This is a genomic window from Solimonas sp. K1W22B-7, assembly GCF_003428335.1.
Lineage (GTDB): Bacteria > Pseudomonadota > Gammaproteobacteria > Nevskiales > Nevskiaceae > Solimonas_A.
Window position 1 is genome coordinate 3,659,826 of record NZ_CP031704.1, and the last position, 21,320, is coordinate 3,681,145.

Annotated in this window: 21 protein-coding genes; 11 read left to right on the plus strand and 10 right to left on the minus strand. The window is 67.8% G+C overall.

All coding sequences use genetic code 11. The features are described from left to right. Positions 1-3: 3 nt before the first annotated feature. Both D0B54_RS16405 and D0B54_RS16410 read right to left on the minus strand, forming a co-directional pair. On the minus strand, positions 4-945 hold the full coding sequence (locus D0B54_RS16405) for a patatin-like phospholipase family protein (protein WP_117292347.1): 942 nt from the start codon (positions 943-945) through the stop codon (positions 4-6). After that, on the minus strand, positions 942-1,811 hold the full coding sequence (locus D0B54_RS16410; protein ID WP_117292348.1) for an SDR family oxidoreductase: 870 nt from the start codon (positions 1,809-1,811) through the stop codon (positions 942-944). Before D0B54_RS16410 ends, D0B54_RS16405 begins: the two co-directional genes overlap by 4 nt. Positions 1,812-1,951: 140 nt before the next feature. On the opposite strand from D0B54_RS16410, the gene D0B54_RS16415 reads away from it, so the two are divergent. The 3 genes from D0B54_RS16415 to D0B54_RS16425 are packed head-to-tail and all read left to right on the plus strand — an operon-like array spanning position 1,952 to position 4,032. Further along, positions 1,952-3,001 (plus strand): AraC family transcriptional regulator, encoded by a 1,050-nt coding sequence (locus tag D0B54_RS16415; protein WP_162932483.1) that lies wholly within the window; start codon positions 1,952-1,954, stop codon positions 2,999-3,001. A gap of 27 nt (positions 3,002-3,028) precedes the next feature. Beyond that, a complete protein-coding gene (locus D0B54_RS16420) occupies positions 3,029-3,250 on the plus strand; it encodes a hypothetical protein (protein WP_117292350.1) in 222 nt (73 codons plus the stop codon). After that, on the plus strand, positions 3,247-4,032 hold the full coding sequence (locus D0B54_RS16425; RefSeq protein ID WP_117292351.1) for a hypothetical protein: 786 nt from the start codon (positions 3,247-3,249) through the stop codon (positions 4,030-4,032). Before D0B54_RS16420 ends, D0B54_RS16425 begins: the two co-directional genes overlap by 4 nt. Before the next feature lie 559 nt (positions 4,033-4,591). Here D0B54_RS16425 and D0B54_RS16430 read toward each other — a convergent pair. After that, complete coding sequence (locus D0B54_RS16430) at positions 4,592-6,772, minus strand: peptidase M19 (RefSeq protein WP_162932484.1); 2,181 nt, start codon at positions 6,770-6,772, stop codon at positions 4,592-4,594. Between the two features lie 125 nt (positions 6,773-6,897). Here D0B54_RS16430 and D0B54_RS16435 point away from each other — a divergent pair, with 125 nt between their 5' ends. Then, positions 6,898-7,353 carry a hypothetical protein gene (locus tag D0B54_RS16435; RefSeq protein WP_162932485.1) on the plus strand — a complete coding sequence of 152 codons (456 nt, stop codon included), beginning with the start codon at positions 6,898-6,900 and terminating at the stop codon, positions 7,351-7,353. Between the two features lie 48 nt (positions 7,354-7,401). Next, positions 7,402-8,151, plus strand: coding sequence for a 2OG-Fe dioxygenase family protein (locus D0B54_RS16440; protein WP_117292354.1), 750 nt, complete (start codon positions 7,402-7,404; stop codon positions 8,149-8,151). Between the two features lie 148 nt (positions 8,152-8,299). On the opposite strand, the gene D0B54_RS16445 is transcribed toward D0B54_RS16440, so the two are convergent. The 4 genes from D0B54_RS16445 to D0B54_RS16460 form a co-directional block, all read right to left on the minus strand. After that, entirely contained in the window at positions 8,300-8,920 is a 621-nt protein-coding gene (locus tag D0B54_RS16445) for a TetR/AcrR family transcriptional regulator (protein ID WP_117292355.1), read from the minus strand. Beyond that, a complete protein-coding gene (locus tag D0B54_RS16450; RefSeq protein WP_117292356.1) occupies positions 8,917-9,717 on the minus strand; it encodes an alpha/beta fold hydrolase in 801 nt (266 codons plus the stop codon). The genes D0B54_RS16445 and D0B54_RS16450 overlap by 4 nt, the downstream gene beginning before the upstream one ends. Positions 9,718-9,879: 162 nt before the next feature. Then, the gene (locus D0B54_RS16455) at positions 9,880-10,380 is read right to left on the minus strand and encodes a nuclear transport factor 2 family protein (RefSeq protein WP_117292357.1); all 501 of its coding nucleotides are present in this window, start codon (positions 10,378-10,380) and stop codon (positions 9,880-9,882) included. A gap of 115 nt (positions 10,381-10,495) precedes the next feature. Continuing rightward, positions 10,496-10,945, minus strand: a complete 450-nt coding sequence (locus D0B54_RS16460) for a CBS domain-containing protein (RefSeq protein ID WP_117292358.1) — start codon at positions 10,943-10,945, stop codon at positions 10,496-10,498. 336 nt (positions 10,946-11,281) lie between these two features. Between D0B54_RS16460 and D0B54_RS16465 the strand changes: the two genes are divergently transcribed. Continuing rightward, positions 11,282-13,171, plus strand: coding sequence for a DAHL domain-containing protein (locus tag D0B54_RS16465; RefSeq protein WP_117292359.1), 1,890 nt, complete (start codon positions 11,282-11,284; stop codon positions 13,169-13,171). 47 nt (positions 13,172-13,218) lie between these two features. Beyond that, the gene (locus tag D0B54_RS16470) at positions 13,219-14,175 is read left to right on the plus strand and encodes a response regulator (protein WP_117292360.1); all 957 of its coding nucleotides are present in this window, start codon (positions 13,219-13,221) and stop codon (positions 14,173-14,175) included. A 605-nt stretch (positions 14,176-14,780) separates the two neighbouring features. On the opposite strand, the gene cysC is transcribed toward D0B54_RS16470, so the two are convergent. Then, positions 14,781-15,401 carry an adenylyl-sulfate kinase gene (gene cysC / locus D0B54_RS16475; protein WP_117292361.1) on the minus strand — a complete coding sequence of 207 codons (621 nt, stop codon included), beginning with the start codon at positions 15,399-15,401 and terminating at the stop codon, positions 14,781-14,783. Positions 15,402-15,410: 9 nt separating this feature from the next. Further along, a complete protein-coding gene (locus D0B54_RS16480) occupies positions 15,411-16,154 on the minus strand; it encodes a TetR/AcrR family transcriptional regulator (RefSeq protein WP_117292362.1) in 744 nt (247 codons plus the stop codon). Positions 16,155-16,307: 153 nt separating this feature from the next. On the opposite strand from D0B54_RS16480, the gene D0B54_RS16485 reads away from it, so the two are divergent. The 4 genes from D0B54_RS16485 (at position 16,308) to D0B54_RS16500 (ending at position 20,282) form a co-directional block, all read left to right on the plus strand. Further along, a complete protein-coding gene (locus tag D0B54_RS16485; protein WP_117292363.1) occupies positions 16,308-17,414 on the plus strand; it encodes a DUF1214 domain-containing protein in 1,107 nt (368 codons plus the stop codon). 3 nt (positions 17,415-17,417) lie between these two features. Further along, positions 17,418-18,584 carry a sulfotransferase family protein gene (locus D0B54_RS16490; protein WP_117292364.1) on the plus strand — a complete coding sequence of 389 codons (1,167 nt, stop codon included), beginning with the start codon at positions 17,418-17,420 and terminating at the stop codon, positions 18,582-18,584. A gap of 76 nt (positions 18,585-18,660) precedes the next feature. After that, positions 18,661-19,452, plus strand: coding sequence for an SDR family oxidoreductase (locus D0B54_RS16495; protein WP_117292365.1), 792 nt, complete (start codon positions 18,661-18,663; stop codon positions 19,450-19,452). 125 nt (positions 19,453-19,577) lie between these two features. Further along, the gene (locus tag D0B54_RS16500) at positions 19,578-20,282 is read left to right on the plus strand and encodes an EthD domain-containing protein (RefSeq protein ID WP_117292366.1); all 705 of its coding nucleotides are present in this window, start codon (positions 19,578-19,580) and stop codon (positions 20,280-20,282) included. 54 nt (positions 20,283-20,336) lie between these two features. On the opposite strand, the gene D0B54_RS16505 is transcribed toward D0B54_RS16500, so the two are convergent. Then, a complete protein-coding gene (locus tag D0B54_RS16505) occupies positions 20,337-21,188 on the minus strand; it encodes a metal-dependent hydrolase (protein ID WP_117292367.1) in 852 nt (283 codons plus the stop codon). Positions 21,189-21,320 lie beyond the last annotated feature (132 nt).

Below are 21,320 nucleotides of genomic sequence, written 5' to 3' on the forward strand. Positions count from 1 at the left end.
GGTTTACTGCAGCGCCGCACGCAGGGCGCGCTCGCTGCTGCGCTGCGCCACGTCGAAGACATGACGGCGGCGGCGGTGATCCATCATGTTGTAGCCAATTGCAGCCAGATCCTCGGGGCCCGGCTCGAGCCGGATCGTGCGGATGCCGGCCGCTTCCAGCTGCGCCAGTTCGCGGTCGAGGATCGAGGTCATGTGCCGGCGCACGCGGCGTTCCACTTTCGCCAGTGGCGAGAGTGGCCGGTCCGGCTCGCTGGACGCCATCGGCGCCAGTACCAGCGCCTCGGTCACGCCGCTGCCCAGCAGCAGGTCGGCCGAGGTCGGCGAGGCGATGCCGCCGTCGAGATAGCGGCGGCCCTGCCATTCCACCGGCGGGCACCAGCCGGGCACGCCGTAGGAAGCGCAGACCGCGAGGTCCAGCGGGATCTCGGGCGCGTCCTCGCGGCCGAAGGCGACACGCTCGCCGCTGTCGACGTCCACGCCGACGATCCAGGTGTTTTCGTGCGGCGCCCACTGTCCCTGCGGCACCACGCTGCCGATCAGCCGGCGGAACGGCGCCATGTCCGCGCTGCCGCGCGGCAGCAGGCCGGTGGCGGCGGTGAACGCAGAGATACGGCGCTGCAGGCCCAGGCGTGCCAGCGGCAGGCCGGGCCATTGCGCCGCCGGCAGCGGCGGCAGCACGCCGCCGGTATCACGGTCATGGTTCCAGACGCAGTCCGGCGCCTCGCCGCGCTGGCTGGCGACCATGCGCTCCACCGGGACGCCGGCACCCAGCAGCGCCGACAGCACGGCACCGCTGGAAGTACCGATCAGGATCTCCGCCTCGCGCGGGTCCCAGTCCAGCTCGCGCTGCAGCGTCGCCAGCGTGGCGATGCTCCAGGCACCGCCAAGCACGCCGCCGCAGCCGATCACCAGGGCGCGGCGCGGCCTGTCCTTCTTCCGGCTCATGCCCGTACCTTCTTGCGCACGGCCTTGGCGGCGGGCTGCGCCAGTGCGTCGAGGCGGCGCTCGTAGTCGCGGCGCTCGCCGCGGTCCAGCTTCGACAGGATGCGGTTGTCGCCGATCGCGCGGCGCCCCAGGCGGATGAGCCATTCGGGTGCGAGCTGCATGACCGCGGCGGCCGGCTTGAGGAAGGCCGGCACGGCCACGAACAGCTGCGGCCGGCGCAGCGCCTGCACCACCGCCGCGGCCACGTCCTCCGGCCCCACCGCAGGAATGCCCTTGCCCGCGGCCTCCGTGCCCGCGGCCAGCTCGGTGCGCACCTTGGAAGGCATCACCGCGGTGAAATGCACGCCGCGCCCGCGGTACTCCGCGTCGGCCGCCTCGGTCAGGCCCACCACCGCGAACTTGGTGCCGGTATAGACCACCGCGCCGGGAATGCCGAAGCGCCCGGCCAGCGAGGCGATGTTGACGATGTGGCCGCTGCCGCGCGCCAGCATCTCCGGCAGCGCCAGCTGCATGCCGTGGATCACGCCGCGGAAGTTGATGTCGATCTGCGCCGTGGACAACTCGGCCGGCTCGTCGAGGAAGGCGCCCATCGGCATGATGCCGGCGTTGTTGACCAGCACGTCGATGGGGCCGAGTTCCTGGCGGGCCGAATCGAGGAAGGCGGCGAAGGACTCGCGGTCGCGCACGTCGAGCTTCGCGGCATGCGCCCCCAGTGGCCTTGCAGCCGCCTGGGCCAGCTTTTCGTCGATGTCGCCGATGGCGACCTGGGCGCCCTGTTCCACCAGGGCCTTGGCGATCTGCAGGCCGATGCCCCGCGCCCCGCCGGTCACCGCCACCACCTTGCCGCGCAAATCCTGCTTCGCCATTGCCAGCCATCCTCCGGGCCATGGGCCGCCACATCGGCGACCTCGTCATTGATCGATGTCAATATTGGCACTCCCGCCCCTGCTGCGTGAGACGGCGCTGCGCCAATCCGCTTATCATTTCGCGCCAGCTCTCACCCCGCATGAAACTCCCGCCCGACATCAACCAGCCTTCGATCCCGGTCTCCTACCTGCAGCTGATGGTGGAGATCATGGCCGAGCGCGGCATCGGCGAAGAGCGGCTGCTGGCCGGGGTGCCGATCGACCCGGCGACGCTGTCGCAGCCCGAGGCGCGCATGTCGGCCTACCAGTGGACGCTGCTGGCGATGAACGGCATCCGCCTGTCCGGCGATCCCGGCCTGGGCTACGAGTACGGCCTGCGCATGCGCCCGACCTCGCATGGCTTCCTGGGCTACGCCACGATGAGCTGCCGCTCCATGCAGGAGGCCATGGAGATCACGATCCGTTACGTGCAGGCACGGCAGCGCAACTTCACCATGAGCCTGCGCGAAGACGCCGGCTACGGCGCCATCGAGCTGCGCGAGAAGCATCCGATCCCGGTGCTGCGCGCCTTCTTCATCGAGAACATCCTGATCGGCCTGGCCCGCGGCGGCTCGGCGATCCTGGGCATGGAGCTGCGCGACTTCGAGGGCGCCGAGATTTCCTTCGACTGGCCCGAGCCGCCCTACCACGCCGCCTACCGCGACCGCCTGCCCGCGATCCGCTTCAACCAGCCCGCCAACCTGTTGCGCTTTCCGCTGCGCTACCTGCAGCTGCGCCCGGTGCTGGCCGACCCGCATGCCTCGCAGCAGGCGATCGCACTCTGCGAGCGCGAGCTGGCCCAGGCCGGCGGCCTGCAGGACGGCGTGGGCCTGCGCGTCTGCGGCGAACTGACGCTGGCGCCGGAGGGCGGCTATCCCAACGTAGACACCGTGGCCGCGCGCCTGCACATGTCTGGCCGCAGCCTGAAGCGCAAGCTGCAGTCCGAAGGCACCAGCTACCTCGCGCTGCTGGAGGACGTGCGCCAGCGCGACGCCTTCCAGCTGCTGCGCCACAGCACCCTGGAGCTGCAGCAGATCGCCGCGCGCCTGGGCTATACCAATCCGGCCAATTTCACCCGTGCTTTCCGCAAATGGACCGGCGATGCGCCCAGCGTGTATCGCCGCCGTCTGCTGGAAGAAAACTCAGGCTAGACTTGGCGCAAACGAGGAGACGAGACGATGGCCGATCCCAACGACAAGCTGGCGCGCCTGCTGCGCACGCAGCCGGCGAAACTGGACTTCCTGTCCGCACTGTCCGATGCCGACCGCCAGAAGCTGGCCGGCGACATCGACCAGGCGCGGCAGGCCCATTCCAAGCACATCCGCGGCAGCATGGAAGAGGCGCTGAACCAGCTGCCCTGGCTGCTGCGCGCCCCCATCAAGAAGCTCTTCGGCGTATGAGCATCGACCGCGACACCGAACTGCGCCGCCTGGCCCGCGTGCTGCACCGCGAACCCGCCCAGCTGGGCCATCTCGCCGCGCTCGACGGCGCCGGCCTGATGAAGCTGCGCACGCTGATCCAGAACAGCCTGCTGGAGGAATTCGCCAGCCTGTTCGAGAAGATCGCCGCCAGCGGCAAGCTCGCGCCCGACGCGCTCAGCGCGCTGCTGTGCCGCAAGGTCTTCGGCGCCAGCATCACCGCCAACATGTCCTACTACGTGCCGCCCGATCGTGCCGCGCGCATGTGCAAGCATTTCGACGACGAGTTCATGGCCGAGATCGCGCGCGAGCAGATCCCGGAGCGCGCCAAGGAGCAGCTGGAGAAGCTGCCGGTGGACCTGATGCGCGGCGTCACGCGCCAGATGCTGGCCAGCCGCGACTACCACATCATGGGCGGCTTCACCGACTACCTGCCGGAAGACAAGGCGATGGTGCTGATGGAGGAGATCGCCGATCCCGCCGACTCCCTGCGCATCTCCAGCTTCGCCCAGCGCAAGGACCGCATCGCGCGCCTCACCGCGAAGATGGACGACGGCCAGATCCGCAGCCTGATCGCCGCCGCCTTCGAGCGCCCGGAGTTCATTCACGAGGTGGGGCTGGTGACTTCGGAGATGGGCGAGAAGGATCAGCAGCGGATGGCGCGGCTCACCGATGAGGTGAGCAAGAAGCATCGGGCTACGGCGAAGGCGGTGGCGGAGAAGAGTGGGACGGTGGAGAAGTTGCGGGCGTTTTTTGCGGCTTGAGAGCTCTGGTTTCTCACGGATAGCGATGCTTGTTGTCTCCCTCTCCCGCTGGCGGGAGAGGGTTGGGGTGAGGGTGGTGCTCCATGAAACCCTTTGAGGTTTGCTGGTGGTGCCGGTCCTAGACCGGTCAGGAGCCGCGGACCTCTGATGGGTTATTTCGCCTAAGGGCGAGTCACTTTCTTTGCTTGTGCAAAGAAAGTAACCAAAGAAAGCACACCCCGGGTGGGGGTTGCCCCGCTTTGGCGGGGCAACCTGCGAAGCGGTCGTGCTCGGGGTCGGACACACAGGCCATCCATGGCCTGCGTGTCCTCGGCCGGACGTCCTGTCCGGCTCGACCCACTTGCGCTCGACCACTTCGCAGGAACCCTCACAACGGGGGCCCAACGTCAACAGCATTCGCTCACGCTCACCATGACTTCGGAAGAGTGAGGATGAATGTAGTTTGGCTTTTTCTTCTCGATTTACAGAAACCCTCTCCTCCACCCCTCTCCCGCAAGCGGGAGAGGGGACAAAAAAAGGGCCGACGAGAGTCGGCCCTTCGTATTTTCCGCAAGAAATCTCAGCGATTGACCGTCCGCTCCCAGGTCTGCAGGTAAGCCTCGGCCGAGTTGTACAGGTCCGTCACCGCCTGCTGCCCACCCTCCAGCCTGACCTCCTCCACCCAGTCCGCGATCATGCCGTACTGCGCCAGCCCCTCGGCGTTGATGTCGAAGTTGCGGTTGCCTTCCGGCACCTTGGACTGATCGAACACGATCGGCTGCACGCGCGAGAACTGCGGGCCCCAGCCCGGGCCGCGGAACAGCGTGAAGGGATAGCGCACCGGCTCGGCGTCCGCTCCGCGCGGGCCCGACTGCGCGGCCAGGCCGTTGGTGTCGGCGCCGTAGCCCATCGCGAACAGGTAGCGGTTGTCCTTCAGCGGGCGCAGCTTGGTCAGTTGCTCCGCGTACTGCTTGCCATTGCCCTTGGAGGGATACAGCAGGCCGCCGCCCTGCAGCAGGCGGTGTGCCTGCGTCATGCTGATGCCGCCGTGGCCGCCGTGGGTCGAGACCAGCGGGTAGACCGGCGCGCGCTCGTCGGCCATGTCCAGCAGCTGCGTCTTCATCTTCAGCTCGAGATGATCCACCTCGATGATCATCTTCTTGTCCATCATGCGCTCCAGCGCATAGTGGCCCAGGTCGGTCATCGCGCGGGCGTTGCACTGCGCCTTGGACGGATACAGCGGCAGCAGGCCCTGCGTCAGGCTGTGCAGCAGGTTGGTCAGCGGGTCCGCCGGCGCCGGCAGCGAGGTGGTCATGTGCGCGCCGGCGCCGTAGAAGTACTCGTCCTCCGGGCAGTCGTAGGTGGCCCAGAAGCTGCCGGTGTCGAGAAAGTTGCCGAAGTTCAGGATCAGGCCGTCGAAGATGCCGTTGCCGCCCAGGCCGTTGTCGAACTCGTGGATCGGGAACATCTGGCGCACGCCGATCTCGGCAAGACGGTCGAGCTGCGAGTCGATCTCTTCCTTGTCGCAGCTGGCGGCTTCCACCAGGCCGCCCGGCTGCGACACCTTGCAGTTGAACAGGTGCGAGATTTCGATGCCGAGCACCACCGCCAGCTTGCCCTGGTTGATCACCTCGCGCGCCTGCTGCGGCGTGGTGACGATGCGGAACCAGCCCTTGCCGGGCCCGCCTTCCTGGGCGTCGATGTAGCCTTCCATGTCGCGCAGGTACTGCACCTGCGAGATCGCGCTCTCCATTTCGTTGCAGTACTGCGGCGTCGGGATTTCGCTGACGGTCTGCACCAGGCTGCCGAGATCGAGGTTGGAAAGCTTGGCGGTGTTGACCAGAGACTGCAGGCGGCACAGCACCTCGTTCTCGACCACGTTGTTGACCATGATGCGCATGCCGGCCAGCCAGGCACGCTCGATCCATTTGTAGTACATGGCCTCGTGCATCAGCGAATCGCGCGCCGGCCAGTCGACGAAGGTCGGCCAGCCCTGGGTCTCGTGCGTCGCCAGCGGACTGCCGGCGCCGCCCATCAGGTTGCCGACCAGGTCCAGTGCGCCGCCGGGGCCGTGCTGCACGGCGCAGTTGCCCAGGGCCTGCGTCACGCCGAAGCGGTGGAACGGACGGCCGTAGTGACCGCCGCCGAGGAAGCTGGTGGCGCTGACGTGCGAGTGCACCTCGGCGAAGCCCAGCACCGGCTTGTCGACACCCTGGCCCTTGAAGCTGGCGCCGGCGGCGTCGGTCTGGATTTCCGGGAAGGGCTTGCAACCCCGCGCCGGGACGAAATCGAACTTGGCCGGAGCGGAAGCCAGCGTCAGTGCGCCGCTGGCGGCATCGACCGAAAGGTAGCGCGCGGCGCCGACCGAGTAGACCGTGAAATCGCCGGCGGCGTCGGTGTCGACGGTCCAGTCCGCGGCATCGCCCGGCTGGGCGGCACTGCCGACGGTACCGCCGGTCGCGGCCATCATCGACTCGTTGTCGGAGAAGAACAGGTACTTGCCCAGGGCCGTCGGCTTCATGAAGAACGGCGTGGCATCGGACCGGTCGACGCTGGCGGCGTAGGCACCGTCGCCATCGCGCTGCGCGTAGCGCTTCGTCCCCACGGCCTCCAGGGCATAGCAGGCGTTGGCCATGTCGTAGCGCGTCACCGGCGCGCCGCGGGGAGTCTCGCTGGCACCCTCCACCGGCTTGCTCGAACCGCAGGCCGACAAACCGGCCGCGGCCAAGATCGCCAGCATTCCCAGAATCCGCTGCGACATGTTCCGTTCTCCTGTTCTAATTGTTTAACGCGCGAAACTAAGCCAGGCGGGCCCGCTTGGGGGGCATGGCCGGTAGTAAAAATGGCCCGCTCCGCATGCCCCGTGGAGCGGCTATGCTGCGCGCCATGAACCGCCCTGCCCTGGTCTTCACCGCCGCCGGCATCGCCGTGCTGGCCGCCCTGTTCCTGCTGCTGCGCCCCGAGCAGGCCCCGCCGTCCGTCGCTGAGGCCCCGGCCGTACCGGCAGCACCGCCCCCGGCCGAGTTCCCGGCCGGCCCCGATGCCCCCTCCGTGGTGCCGCTACCGATGCCGGTGGCCATGACCGTGGAATGGACCGTGCGCGGCGGCAAGCGCGTGGATGGCCCGGCGCTGGTGGTGCTGAAGGCCGGCGACGAGGTGGAACTGCGCATCAACAGCGACCGCGACGACGAACTGCATCTGCACGGCTACGACCTGTCGATGCCGCTGCGGGCCGGCCAGACCGCGACGCTGCGCTTCCACGCCGAACACAGCGGCCGCTTCGACTGCGAGCTGCACCACAGCCACCTGGAACTGGCGACCCTGGAAGTGCGGCCCGAATAAGGCCGCCAAGCCGGGCTAAAATGCGCGACCTGACCCGCCGCGCTACCGATGACCCGCCCCGTTCCCCTGCCGCCTGCCCCGCCCGACCTGACGGTCCTGCGGGAGCCGCTTGCGCGCGATGGCCATGTCTTCGTGCAGGGCGCGGCGATGCAACCCTTGCTGGACACTGTCGGGAGCCTGGCCGACTGGCCGCAGTTCGCCGCCAGCTGGGACGACCTGGCCCTGGACCCGCACATGGCCGATGGTGGCCGTTACCGGCGGCGGCGCCATGCGGTCTACGCTGCCCCGGCGACCGGCCCCATCGAGCGCCAGCCGCACCAGCCGCACTACCAGAGCCTGGACTACAACCGGCTCAACGGCGGCGTCGCCCGCTGGTTCGAACCGCTGCTGCCCCAGATCGGTGACGGCGCCAGCCTGCGCACGCTGCTGGCATTCTGCCGCGACCTGTTCAGCGGGCTGTCGCCGGAGGTACGGCGCTGGCATGTCGAGGCGCACCAGTTCCGCATCGAGGCGCGCGCCGGCGAAGCCGGCCAGCCCACCCCCGAGGGTGTGCATCGCGACGGCGTCGACTGGGTGCTGGTGCTGCTGGTGCGGCGCCACAACATCGCCAGCGGCGTGACCACGATCCATCGTCCGGACGGCAGCCCCCTGGGCAGCTTCGCGCTGACCGCGCCCTGCGACGCGACCCTGGTCGACGACAACCGGGTCTATCACGGCGTCACTGCCGTGCAGCCGCTGGACCCGGCGCAGCCGGCGTATCGGGACGTGCTGGTGCTGACGTTCCGGCGCGAAGGCTGAACCTTCTCCCTCTCCCGCTGGCGGGAGAGGGCTGGGGTGAGGGTGGAGCCTTCAAGCGGCGGCACCGTGCGTAACCGCCACCGCACCACCCTCACCCTGACCCTCTCCCGCCAGCGGGAGAGGGAAACCGAAGCAAGCTTTCGCTGCGCTACATCGGCCGCAGCCGCCCCGCCACCAACTCCACCAGCAGCCCGCGCATCGCAGCGGCATCCAGCCCCAGCGCCTCCGCCTCATCCTCCGCCATCGCGTCCGCCGTGCGCTCCAGCGTGAACAGCAGCAGCGCGTCCTGTTCGCGCGTGCAGGGCGGATCGCCGGCGGTGACGCGCAGGCGCTGCAGCAGCGTGAACTGCCTCCGCCGCTGCCCGCGGTAGAACTCGCGCACTGCCGGATCGGCCACGGTGAGCATGCGCAGGCTGGCGCGCAGGCCGCTCCAGCGGCGGTGATGCGTCAGCAGCAGATCGACGATGCGCGCCGCGCGCACGGCGGCGCCACCCGAGAGGTCCAGCGCCGCGCTGACGTCCTCCCACTCGCGGTCCACCCACTCGGCGTAGACCGCCAGGAAGATTTCGCGCTTGTCGCGGAAGTGCTTGTAGAAGGTGCCCGGCGCATAGCCCGCGGCGCGGGCCAGGCGGTTGGAGTCCGTGCCCTCGTAGCCCTCGCGGTTGAACACCTCGGCGGCGGCGGCGACCAGGCGCCGGCGCGTGTCCTCCGGCGCGCCGCGGCGCGGGCGCGGTGCCGGCCGGGGCTTGCGCGCGGCAGCCGCGCTCATGCCGGCAGGCCGTCGAGGAAGGGCAGCAGCTCCTGCAGGAAGGCCGGCGGGTCCTCGGCAAAGGGCATGTGGCCGGTGTCGAACTCGACGTAGCGCGCACCGGCGATCGCCTCGCGGGCGCAGCGCCCCTCCACCTTGCTGCGCGACACCGGGTCATGCCGGCCCCAGGCCAGCAGTGTCGGGCAGCGGATCGCACGGGCTTCCTGGCTGACGCTGCTGGCGTCCTCGGCAAAGCTGCGCCACAGCGCGGCATGCGCGGCCAGCGTCGCCGGCCGCGCATGGGTGGCCTCGAAGCGCTGCAGGATCTCGGCGGTGTGGGCATTGCGGCGGCGCAGGTAGGCACGGGCGAACCAGCGGCCGGTGTGGCGGCGCACCCATTCGCGGCCCTGCACGCGGCAGAAGGCGCGGGTCACCGCGTTCATCGGCGTGAACCCGCCGGAAGACACCAGCACCAGGCCGCGCACCCGCCCCGGCTGGCGCGCCGCCAGCCGCGCAGCGGCCATGCCGCCGACAGAGTTGCCGAGGAACACCGCGCGCTCCAGGCCCAGGGCCGCCACGGCGTCCTCCAGCACCTCGCCGACCAGGCTGGCGCTGAGCGCCGAGGCCGGCTGTGGCGCCGGCGAGCCGCCGAAGCCGGGCCAGTCCAGCGCGATCACGCGGTGGCGCTGCGCCAGCTGCGGCAGGATCGCGTCGAAGTCGCGGTGGTCATGGCCGGCCGAATGCAGCAGCACCAGCGGCGTGCCGCTGCCCTGCTCGGCATAGGCCAGCGGGCCTACGCGGGTCTGGACCTGTTTCATGCGATGCTCCCGGCTTTAAGTGTTAGTGATATTACTATCATTAATTATCCGGAACAGCAAACAGGCTCCCCGTGGGAGCGGCTTCAGCCGCGATCTTGGGAGGACGGTCGGCAACCATCGCGGCCGAAGCCGCTCCCACAGGGAAAACCGATCGACGCCCCCTCAGCCCGCCGCAGGCGGCGGCGCACCCGCGAACAGGGCCTGCAGGGCACCGTGGGTGTAGTCCAGCGCCAGGGTCGAGGTGGCGATGAACTTCGTGCTGCTGATCTTCCAGGCGCCGCCGTCCTTGCGGTATTCGTCCTCGTAGTAGCCGGCGAGCTGGGTCAGGCTCTTCGCCTGGGTGTTGACCAGGAAGTAATGCAGGCTCCAGGTGCCGCGGGCGCGGCTGGCGTCCAGCACCTCGATCTGTGGGTTGGCGCCGTGGTGCATTTCCACCATGTGCGGATGGCAGCCGACCTCATTGAACAGCTTCACCAGCGCGTCGGCATTGTCGAAGGTGCCGACCACGCCGTAGTCGATGTGCAGCTTGCCGTCGACGAAGCAGCCGCGCATGGCGACGGTGTCCTTGCGGTCGCAGGCGAACAGGTAGCGCGCCTTGAGCGTGCGGATGGCTTCGGCGTCTTCCAGCTTCTGCAGGCGGGCTTCGAGGGACTGGCTGTCCATGGCGGTTCCTTGGGCGGAGTGATGCGGGCGAGTTCAACCCAGCCACAGGCTACCCGAATCCCCCATATGGCTGAGGCGCCGGCCCGCCCATGGCGGGCCGGACACCCGGACAGGCCTAATGCGTCCGCGGCAGGCTCTGCGAATGCAATCCGCTCTCCCGCGAAATATCGCTCAGGGCCGCGCCCAGGTTGGCGCGGTCGCGAGCCGCGCAGGCCAGGTCGGCCAAAGCCACGATACCGACCAGTCGTTTGTCGCGGTTGAGCACCGGCAGGCGGCGCACCTGGATGTCGCCCATGTTGCGCACCACGTGCTCGGTATCCTCGTCCTCGTAGCAGTACTTCAGCTCGCGGCTCATGACCTCGCCGACCCGGGAATCCGGCCCCAGGCCCATGGCGATGCCGCGGATTGCAATGTCGCGGTCGGTGATCATGCCGACCAGGCGGTCCTCGTCACGCACCGGCAGTGCGCCGGCGTCGATATCGCCCATCAGGGCCGCGGCGTCGCGCAGGCTCATGCCCGGCACGGCCACGCAGACATCCCGGCTCATACATTCGCTTACTTTCATGGTTTCCTGCTCCGGCTTGGCGGACGATGGGTCGCTCCCCGGCGGCGACTGGACCCGTCCATGAACGGCCCCGCCGCCAAGGCGGCGGCGGGCAGTCTCCCTGCAGATAGGAACCACCGGCGGGGCAGAGAGTTCCCTGCGGGCCTACTCCAAACAGGGGAAGCCCCTCGATAGACTACCTACTAGTGTCCAGCCCAAAGTTCCGGTAACGGGGCGGCCCGTCGTTGCACCGCGGGCTGCGGAAGGGCGGAACAAACAGTCGTCACCCCACTACAAACCGGCACCGTGTCCGGAGGGTGGAGGCGAGCGACACCCAGTCGGATGCGGGGAGACGGGATGAAGAAGCTGAGGCAGGTGTTTTTCGCGCTGCTGGCCATTGCTGCCATCGGCGTGCTGGTGTTCCTGTTGCGCATGACGCAGAGCGTCGATGCCGACCTGCACCGGGCGCGCCTGGAGCGCATCCAGGTGGTCGGCAACCTCGACGTCCTGCTCAACCGCCAGTTCACCAGCTCGCGCGTGTCCTCGCTGGCCGACTCGGTCACCGACCGCTCCGGCACCACCGGCCAGCTCGACAATGCGCTGAACGCCCTGGACAAGGACGTCGGCTCCCTGCGCGGCCTGAGCCCCGACATCGACAAGGCCCTGGACGCCTTCCTCGACACCATCGAAAGCAAGTTCGAGCTGGCCTTCGACTCCGAAGCGCGCAACACCCTGCTGACGCAGCGCCTGATCAACAGCATGGACGCGGTGCCGACCTACGGCGATTCCGTGACCACCAAGGCCCCCGCCGACAAGGCCGAGGAGGTCCGCAACCTGACGATGCAGATCAAGACCGAGATCGTGAACTTCGGCGTCACCCCGACCCCGCCGGCCGCTGCCGCCGGCAACATCCGCGCGCTGCTGGAGCAGCTCGTGGCGATGGCGCCGCCGACCCCGCCGCCGGCGCCGGTGGCGGAAGGCGAGCCGCAGTTCGAGCCGGAAACGCCGCCGTTCACGCAGGCCGTGCAGGGCCTGCGCGACCGCTGCGAGGAAGTGATCGCCGACAAGACCGAGCTGGTGGCCAAGCTGCGCGACTTCCTCGACCGCCCCACCGGCCCGCAGCTGCAGGCGCTGGAACAGGCCTACCTGGCCTGGCATGAAGCCAAGGTCGCCATCGCCAACCAGTACCGTACCTACCTGGCCGGCTATGCCGCCGCGCTGCTGATGGTGCTGGCCCTGCTGGGTATCCGCCTGGCCCGCTCGTTCCGCGAAATCGACCGCGCCAACGCCAACCTGTCGCAGGCCAACGAAACCCTGGAAGAGCAGGTGGCGACGCGCACCAAGGACCTCAGCACCGCGCTGCAGGACCTGCGCGCCTCGCAGGCGCAGCTGGTCCAGTCCGAGAAGATGGCCTCGCTCGGTACGATGGTGGCCGGCGTGGCCCACGAGATCAACACGCCGCTGGGCTATGCCCGCAGCAACACCGAGATCGTGCGCAACTCGCTGGGCGACCTGCGCGGCCTGATCACGGCGCAGGACAAGGCACTGACGCTGATGACCTCGCAGAACGCCAGCGACGAGGAAGTGGCCGGCGCCCTGGGCGAGGCCGAGTCGCTGCGCGCCACGCTCTCCCCCGCCGAGACCATGGACGACCTGACCGAACTGCTCAAGGACACCGACTTCGGCCTGGTGCAGATCTCCGACCTGGTGTCCTCGCTGAAGGACTTCTCGCGTGTCGACCGCTCGCGCAACGACCTGTTCGACATCAACAGCGGTATCGACTCGGCCCTGAAGATCGCCAACAACCTGCTGAAGAACCGCGTCGAGGTCGTGCGCCAGTTCGGCCCGTTGCCCAACGTGGAGTGCTCGCCCTCGCAGCTCAACCAGGTGTTCCTGAACCTGTTCACCAACGCCGCCCAGGCGATCGAGGGCGAGGGCAAGATCTATATCCATACCACCGCCGAAAGCGATGGCGTGAACATCCGCATCCTCGACACCGGCTGCGGCATGAGCGAAGAAGTACGCGCACGTATCTTTGAACCGTTCTTCACCACCAAGCCGGTCGGCAAGGGCACCGGCCTGGGCCTGTCCATCGTGTTCCGCATCATCGAGGAGCACGGCGGCCGCATCGACGTGCGTTCGACGGTGGGCAAGGGCAGTGAATTTGTAATCCGTTTGCCATTGAAACAGAAGCGTCATGGCGGCGACACTGCGTTCAGCGCGGCACCGGAACTCGCCGCTGCATAAGTAGAGCCAGGGAATCGGCCTTTTTTTGGTTCAGGAGTCAGTTTTAAATGGATGACGTCAATACCGCCCCCAGGGCCCGAGTCCTGTTCGTCGACGACGAGCCCCGGGTCCTGACAACGATGCGGATGCTGTTCCGGGCCCGCTACGAACTGTTCTTCGCCGAAAGCGGCCAGGCCGCCCTGGAGCTGCTCAAGAGCCAGCCGGTGGATGTGATCGTCAGCGACCAGCGCATGCCCGGCATGACCGGCATCGAGATGCTGCGCGCCGCGCGTGATCTCAATCCCAATGCGATGCGCATCCTGCTGACCGGCTACTCCGACCTCAACGCCATCATCGGCTCGATCAACGAAGGCGAGATCTTCCGCTTCGTCAACAAGCCGTGGATGAACGACGATCTCAGCACCACGGTGGCCCGCGCCGTCGCCGCCGCCAAGGCCAGCATGGCTGCCGCCGCTGCGGCGGGGGTCGAGCCCGCGACCCCGGTCGTGCAGCCCGTGGCCGGCGCCGCCGGCGTGCTGGTGATGGACGACGATCCGCGCGTGCCACCGCAGATCCAGACCATCCTGGGCCCGACCTTCAAGGTCTACGGCGCCACCACGATGAACGAAGCGGTGGAGCAGCTGGAGAAGAACCGGATCGGCGTGGTCATCTCCGACACGCGCGTGCAGGACCACCCGGTGGTGAGCCTGATCGGCACGCTCAAGCAGCACCACCCCGAACTGGTGTCGGTGATCCTCACCGACCGCGCCGATGCCGGCAGCGCGATCGAGCTGATCAACCAGGGCCAGATCTACCGCTTCATCACCAAGCCGATCCACGACAGCCAGTGCAAGATCGCGGTGAACTCCGCCGTGAAGCAGCACCATCGCCTGGCGGCCAGCCCGGTGCTGCACCAGCGCTACGAAGTGGAAGCCCCCACCTCCCCGCCCCCGGTCGCCGTGGGTACGGGTCTGCTGGATCGGGTGAAGTCGCTGCGGAGCTGGGTGCGCAGGCTGGGCAGCTGAGGTTTTTGAGCTTCGAAAGAACCTCTCGCCTGGGAACGGGCGAGAGGTTTTTGCTTTGACGCGACATCAAACGCCAGCACACTCCTATCCCGTTCCCTCTTCCGAAGTCTTGGTGAGCAAGGCGAATGCTTTTGATGTTCCGGGTTCCCTCGTAGCGGCGCCCGCGCAGGGGTCGGGCGCAGGGTCGAGCCGGACAGGATGTCCGGCCGAGGACACGCAGGCCATGGATGGCCTGTGTGTCCGACCCGTCCGCGACCGACCACTGTGCGGGGCACCCCGCTTCAGCGGGGCGCCGATACAAGGGTACGTTTTCTTTTGGTTACTTTTCTTTGTCGTATAACAAAGAAAAGTGACTCGCCCTTGGGCGAAATAAACCTCCAGGGATCCGCGGCTCCTGACCGGCGTAGTCGCCGGCATCACCCGACGAACCTCAGGGAGTTTCACGTAGCACCACCCTCACCCCCGCCCTCTCCCGCCAGCGGGAGAGGGAGACAAGAGGGGAGTCCCTCGATACACCGCTACGCGGCGCTCGGGATGAACGGTTCGGTTGGCAGCCAACAAAAAGCCCCGCAGTGGCGGGGCTTTTTTGATCACAGCGCTGGTGCTTACTTCTTCGGAACGATGCCCTTCTCTTCCAAATAGCTCAGCAGCGCTTCCACTTCCTGGTCCAGGCTCAGCTGGTCCGTGCGCAGGTGGATCTCGGCCTTTTCCGGCGCTTCATAGGGATCGTCGATGCCCGTGAAATTCTTGATCTCACCGGCGCGGGCCTTCTTGTAGAGGCCCTTGGGGTCGCGCTTCTCGGCCTCGGCCAGGGGGACGTCGATGTAGACCTCGATGAAGTCCAGGCCGTCCTTCTCGTGGGTCTCGCGGGCGATCTGGCGGTCGGCGCGGTAGGGGCTGATGAAGCTCGACAGGGCGATCACGCCCACGTCCACGAACAGCTTGGCCACCTCGCCCACGCGACGGATGTTCTCGGTGCGCTCGGCGGCGGTGAAGCCCAGGTTCTTGTTGATGCCCAGGCGGATGTTGTCGCCGTCGAGGCGGTAGCAGAGCACGCCGCGCGCGGTCAGCGCGTTTTCCAGCGCCACGGCCACGGTGCTCTTGCCGCTGCCGGACAGGCCGGTGAACCACAGGGTGGCGCCCTTGTGGCCCAGCAGGCGGTTGCGGTCTTCGCGGGAAACCTGGCCGTGGTGCCAGTGGACGTTGGTCGCTTTCTGCTCAGTCATGTTCGGTGTTCACTCGAGGGTTGTGCCCGGTGCGGCGGCACCGGCGATGGCCAGCCGCTCCGCGGTGGCGGGGGATACGGCAGCCGAGAAGAGCGCGATTATGCAGTCTTCCAGGTTGCGGATGAAGAGTTCGGTGTCGATCTGGGGGCTGGGCAGGTCGGCCTGCTCCAGCATCCGCGAGTGGTCGGCCAGGCCGTCGAACAGCAGCACCGTGGCCAGCATGGCACGCTGGCGCATCAGCGGCGGCGCCAGGTGCGGGGTGGCGGTGCGCAGGGCGGCGGTCAGGCGCTCCACCGGGGCGATCTTCAGGGCCGAGGCATGCAGCTGGTGCACGTCCAGGGTCAGGGTGGCCACCAGCTGCGCCTGGAAGCGGATGAAGTGGTGCCCGCCGTCGGCGTCGAACAGCTTCTCCGCCACCGGGTAGACGAAGGCCCGCACCACCTGCGGCAGGCTCAAGGGCCCCTGCCCCTCGAACTCGTCCAGCAGCTGGTTGCGCCGCGCCGAGACGCCGTGGACATGCTTGTCCAGGATCGCCTGCAGCAGGCCCTGCTTGCTGCCGAAGTGGTAGTGGGTGGCGTTCTTGTTGCGCTGTCCGGCGGCCTTGTTGATGTCGCTCAGCGACACCCCCTCGATGCCGCGCTCGGCGAACAGGCGCTCCGCGATCGCCACCAGCTTGGCGCGGGTAGCGATGCTCTGGGGGGTGCGGGCCGCCTGGGGGCGGACGCGCAGCGCGGTGTTGGGAGCCTGCTTCACGGATGTAAGGCGATATCCTTAAACGACTGCGGCATGTTAAGGCAATTCCGGCACCGATCCTCATCCGCCCGGACGAGGATCGGGCGGAGCACCCCGCCTAGATTAAGGCACTTTCCTTAGCCCCTGTATTCAACCCCTACTCAGGAGAAGCCCATGACGGCTGCACAGGACCCCGTTGGACCGGTCATCACCGGCCAGACCTGGGACGAGTTCTGCGACACCCTCAAGCGCGCCGGCCAGCAGGTCCTGCGGCCCGAAGCCGCCGCCAGCGAACTGGACCGCGCCGAAGGCTGGCGCTACCTGACGCGCCTGCTGCGCATCGGCCTGGAGATGCACCTGGAGTTCGCCGACCCGGACTTCCCGGGCTTCTTCCTGCCCTCGCACGAGACCGGCAAGATCGGCGCCGACAACCCGGACAACCAGTACCTGTTCGCGCGCATCAACGGCCGCAACGAGTACGTGATCCGCGGCGAGCGCGGCACGGTGCCCTACTTCACCATCGGCACGCAGAAGGGCGGCTACGAAACCAACGGCCGCATGGAGCAGACCGGCTTCATCGACGCCAAGGACATGCAGGTCGACGCCGACGGCCGCTTCGAGATCATCCTCAGCGCCGAGCAGCGCCCGGGCAACTGGCTGCGCATCGAGCCCGACAGCAACTCGGTGGTGGTGCGCCAGACCTTCAACGACCGCGCCCGCGAGCGCCCGGTGCAGGCACGCATCGCACGCCTGGGCGCCGGTGCGCACCCGCAGCCGCTGAGCGCGGAACGGATCCAGCAGGGCCTGCGCAATGCCGCCGCCTTCACCGAGGGCACGGCCCGCGTGTTCGCCAACTGGGCGGCGGGATACCTGCCGCACGTCAACCAGCTGCCGCCCGCCAACCAGGAGGTCTGCCAGCGTGCCGGCGGCGACCCCAACATCTTCTACTACCACTCGGCCTGGGAACTGGCGGAGGACGAGGCGCTGGTGTTCCACCTGCCGCGCATCCCCGACTGCCGCTTCTGGAACCTGCAGATCAACAACTGGTGGATGGAGTCGCTGGACTACCGCTACCACCCGATCCATGTGAACAAGCACAGCGCGCGGCACGACCCCGACGGCGGCGTCACCATCGTGCTGAGCGAGCGCGACCCCGGCCTGCCCAACTGGCTGCACACTGCCGGCCACCGCCGCGGCACCATGTGCCTGCGCTGGGTCGGCGCCAGCGAACACATCCACCCCGAAACGCGCGTCGTGCGCGTCGCAGACCTGAAGGGCTGATCCATGACTGCAGAACTCCGCTTCGATCCTCCGGCCCTGCTGGCCGCCGCCACCGAGCAGTCCGGCGGCCTGACGAACTTCGGCGATCCTGCCTTCCGCAAGGCGCTGGAGGTGCTCTGCGACTCGCTGGAGCGCGAGGCCAATCTCTCGGCGCTGGGCCGCCAGCTGCTGCACGGCAAGTTCATCGAACTGCTGGTCAACCGCCTGCGCATCGAGCAATTCTTCACGAAACACCCAGAGATCGAGAACGAGAAGATCCTCGCGCCGATCGTGATCGTGGGCCTGCCGCGCACCGGCACCACCCTGCTGCAGCGCGTGCTGGCAGCCGACCCGCACCTGTACTCGATGCCCTGGTGGGAATCGCGCTACCCAGTGCCCTTCCCCGGTGAGGCGGTGGAAGCCCCGCTGCAGCGCATCGAGCGCGCCCGCGGTGAAGTGGCGGTGATGGTCGAGGCCATGCCCAAGCTGATGTCGATCCACCCGATGGACGCCGACCAGGCCGACGAGGAGGTGATGCTCATGGAGCATTCCTTCATGGCCGCGTTCAATGCTTATGTGCACGTGCCCTCGTACATGGACTGGCTGCACTCCATCGACGAAAAGCCGGCCTACGACTACCTGCGGCGCGTGCTCAAGTTCCTGCAGTGGCAGAAACGCCAGCGCGGCGTCGTTGCCAGCCGCTGGGTGCTGAAGGCCCCGCACCACCTGCTGCGCATGCGCCTGCTGCTGCGCGAGTTCCCCGGCGCCAAGGTGATCCAGACGCACCGTGATCCGGTAGAGACCATTCCCTCGATCGGCAGCTTCATCCACACGCTGTGGAGCATCTACGGCGCCGCCGCCAGCCCGGTGGAGGCCGGCCAGGAATGGAGCACGCTGATGGCGCGCGCCTTCCACCACACCATGGACGTGCGCAAGGACAACCCGGGCAGCTTCCTCGACGTGCGCTTCATCGACACGGTCAAGCAGCCGCTGGAAGTGGTGCGCGCGATCTACCGCTTCGCCGGCCTGGAACTGACCGCCGAGGCCGAGGATTCCATGCAGCACTGGATCGAGCAGAACCGCCGCGACAGCCGCGCCGCGCACGAATACCAGGTCAGCGACTTCGGCCTGAGCGAAGAGCAGCTCAAGCGCGACTTCGCCGACTACCGCGCCGTCTACATCGATCTGTAGGGTGCGCACCGCGCACCACATCTGACGTTTACGAAACAAACGGTGCGCAATGCGCACCCTACGAAAGGAGATTGAGATGCTGCTGAAGGACAAGATCGTCATCGTTTCCGGTATCGGCCCCGGCCTGGGCGTGAAGCTCGCGGTGGAAGCCGCGCGCGAGGGCGCCGCCGGTGTCGTCGTGGCCGCCCGCTCGGCCGACAAGCTGGACGATGCCGAGGCGCGCATCAAGGCGCTGGGCGTGAAGGCCAAGGTGGTCAAGCAGGTCTGCGACATCACCAGCCGCGAGCAGTGCGCCGCGCTCGCCGCCATCGCCGCCAAGTCCTTCGGCCGCGTCGATGCGCTGGTCAACAGCGCCTTCTTCCACGGCAACATGGACTACGCCTCCACGGCCAACCTCGACGAGTGGAACGAGGTGATCCAGACCAACCTGATCGGCACGCTGAAGCTGACCCAGGCGGTGATCCCGCAGATGAAGAGCCAGAAGTCCGGCGCCATCGTCATGATCAACACCATGGCCGTGCGCCAGGTGCCGCCGCTGGGCGAAGCCGGCTACGCCGCCTCCAAGGCCGCGCTGGGCAACTCCGCCAAGTGGCTGGCCAAGGAACTGGGCCCGGATGGCATCCGCGTCAACACCGTGCACATGGGCTGGATGTGGGGCGCGCCGGTGCAGGGCTACATGGAATGGCAGGCCAAGGAAATGGGCGTGCCGGTCGAGCAGCTGGTGCAGGGCATCTCCGCCAACATCCCGCTGGGCCGCATGCCGACCGACGATGAGTGCGCCCGCGCCGCGCTGTTCCTGGTGTCCGACTACGCCAGTGCCGTGACCGGTGCTGCGCTGGATGCCAACGGCGGCATGTACATGCCGTAAGCCGATACCGTCCTCTCACAGCGTCATGCCGGCGCAAGCCGGCATCCAGTCGATCGATGAAGGACTGGGCTCCGGCTTTCGCCGGAGCGACGATGGGAGGGAGCGGAACCGGCGGAGCGCACGACATGGAAAAAGTCATCTACACGCTGTGGAAGCGCCCGGAGCAGACCACGGCGGAATTCGCCGACAGCCTGCGCACGCAGCTCGCCGCGCAACTGCTGCAGGCCGGCGTGCGCGGCCTGCAGCTCAACATCGACGACGCCGAGGTGGCGCCAGCCGCCGGCATCCGCCAGATCGCCGGCGCACCGCTGCCGGACGCGCTGCTGCAGCTCTGGCTGGACAGCGCGATCGGCCTGCGCCGCGCGCCGGTCGATGCGCTGGTCGCGGCTACCGTGGCGCGCCACGATGCCTACCTGGTCACCGAATCGGAGCCGCTGCGCAATGAGCGCTATCCCGCGGCGCCGGGCCAGCGCAGCTACGGCTTTGCGCAGATCGCCCTGTTGAAGAAGCCCGAACGCCTGGGATACCCCGAGTGGCTGGCCCACTGGCACGACGGGCACACGCCGGTGGCGATCGAGACGCAGTCCACCTTCGAGTACCGCCAGAACGTGGTGGTGCGCGCGCTCACGCCGGGCGCGCGGCCCTACGACGCCATCGTCGAGGAATGCTTCCCGCCGGCGGCGATGAGCGACCCGCAGGCCTTCTTCGACGCGGTGGGCGATCCGGAGAAATTCCAGCGCAACCTCGACCGCATGATGGCCAGCGTCGGCCGCTTCCTGGACCTGGGCACGATCGACGTGCTGGCCACCAGCCAGTACCGGCTGGCCTGAAGCCCGAAACGGAAAAGGCCGGCGCAATGGCCGGCCTTTTTTCCTGCCCGCATATCAGGCCGGTATCGCTGCCTTCGCCTGCCACGGAGCCGAATGGCTTTCCACTTCCTTCAGGAAGTGGCTGTTGTCGTGGTCCCAGGGATGGAAGCCAGGCTTGAAGTAGCTGAACCACGGCCGGATCATCTTGCGCAGGAAGCCGACCTCGCCGAAGCCCACGCGCCAGAACTGGCGCCAGCCCTCGAGATCACCCAGCTTGCCCTCGGCGCGCACGAAAGACAGGTGCGCCGGGATCACCCTGCCCCAGAAGATCGCGGTGGCAATCAGCAGGCCCAGGGTACGCTCGGCGTAGGCGCGCGGACCGGTGCCGACCACGCTCTCGTAGATGTCGTAGGGCACGCCCTTGTGCTCGGTCTCCTCCAGCGCATGCCACTTCCACAGCGCGCCGTAGTGCTTCTCGGACTTCTCGTTCATGAAGGACGAGGTGAGAAAGCCGTCGGCCATGATCGCGGTCAGGTGCTCCAGCGCGATGGTGGCAGACAGGCGCGAGGACGCCGGCAGGTTCTTCCTGGCCCAGGCCAGCAGCGCGGTGACGCTGTCCTCGAACTCTTTCGAACCCTTCACGCGCTGGAACATCAGCTCGTTGTAGTCATCGTGCTCGCGGCCGTGCATCGCTTCCTGGCCGATGAAGGCGGTGGCGGCCTTCTTCAGTTCCGGATCGGTGATCTGGTCGCGGTAGTGGCGCACGGCGTCGATGAAGAAGCGCTCGCCCACCGGGATCACCAGGGACATGGTGTTCATCATGTGCGTGAAGTGCACGCCGCCGTCGAGCCAGTCGTGGATGCGCTCCGCGGGCGGATTGAACTTCAGGTCGCGACGGGTCGGCTGGATGGCTTTCTTGGCTTTCATGCTGGGAACCTCGGAATAATCCTGATTACTGTTACATTGATAACTGACACAGTCAGCGTAAGGGCAGCCCGCCGGAGCGTCAAGCATCCGCCTGCCCCGGCGTTCCAAGTGTCTGATTAAATTTTGATTACC